Raw genomic sequence first — 1178 nt, 5'->3', positions numbered from 1 at the left:
CTGTGTTTGGTGTCAAGGTGGATTTGGTGTCCAGATACGGTTTTTAGTGATGAGGGTATTTGCGAGCACGATGAGCTTTCGCATGACGGCGACGAGGACGACCTTGTTGGGTTTCCCGGCCTTCTTCAGTCTTTCGGCGAAGTGCGCGAGGTCGGGGTTGTGACGGGAGGCGGACAGGGCAGCCATGTAGATGGCGTTCCTGGGTGCGGGGCGTCCGCCCCTGATGGCGCGATGTCCGGCCCGCTCGCCACTTTCGCAGGCGAGCGGCGCAAGGCCAGCCAGCATGGCCGCCTGCTTGCCGGAGCAGGCGCCAAGTTCGCAAAGGCCAGCGATCAGGCTTGCGGCGGTGACGGCTCCGATGCCGGGAATGGAGATGAGGATGTCGAGGCGGCGGCGCATCTCGGGCTCGGCGCCGATGCTGCGCTCGATCTCGGCATCCAGTCTTGCGATATGGGTATCGAGCGCGGCAAGCCGGCGCGTCAGTTCCTTGCGCAGGAAGGCGGTCACGGCCGTCTTCATCCGGTTGGACAGGGCGGTGCGTTCGCCGTTGGCCGCAGATCGCGCATTGACCAGTTCCTGCAGGGCTTCCAGCGCTTGGTCCTGCGGTGGGGTCTGTGCGGGCTTGAGGGCTTCTCCCATGATGGCCAAAAGCCGCGCATCGAGCCGATCGGTCTTGGCGAGAAAGCCGCAAGCTTTGGCAAACAGCCGGGCGCGCAACGGATCGACGACCGACACGTAAAAGCCATCGGCATGCAGAGAACGCTGAACGGCGCGATGCCACTTGCCGGTCGCTTCCATGACGATGTGCAGCGCCGAGCGCGGCATCTGGTCAAGCGCATCGAGCTCCCGCTTGAGGCGGCGCAGACCGGCCGTGTCATTGGTCACCCGAAAACTGCGGCCGAGAGGATGCAAATGAATGTCCAGCCACTCTTTACAGACATCGATACCGACATAAACTGTCGCCATCGCGGTGCGTTCGGACGATACCTTGCCTTGCATACGGGACCTGCTCCCCACTATCTGTTCAGGACAAACGCGAAGGACGGGCGGACCAGGCTCATCCCCGGTTCAAGCCAAGGGGGTTACGGTYCCGCCMGTCCGACCCCTGGGGGATGGCCATCCCCCAGGGGTCGCACCCATCATCAAACAATGAATGCAGTTTGAACATGCAAGGGGGC

General features: G+C 62.9%; 1 protein-coding gene. It reads right to left on the bottom strand.

All coding sequences use genetic code 11. The features are described 5' to 3' along the window. Positions 1-12: 12 nt before the first annotated feature. Positions 13-999 carry an IS110 family RNA-guided transposase gene (locus AC1ECN_RS38525; protein ID WP_027689168.1) on the bottom strand — a complete coding sequence of 329 codons (987 nt, stop codon included), beginning with the start codon at positions 997-999 and terminating at the stop codon, positions 13-15. Between the last annotated feature and the right edge of the window lie 179 nt (positions 1000-1178).

This window comes from Rhizobium sp. 01N447_2 (assembly GCF_056399245.1).
This window is presented reverse-complemented; position numbering and strand designations above follow the sequence as displayed.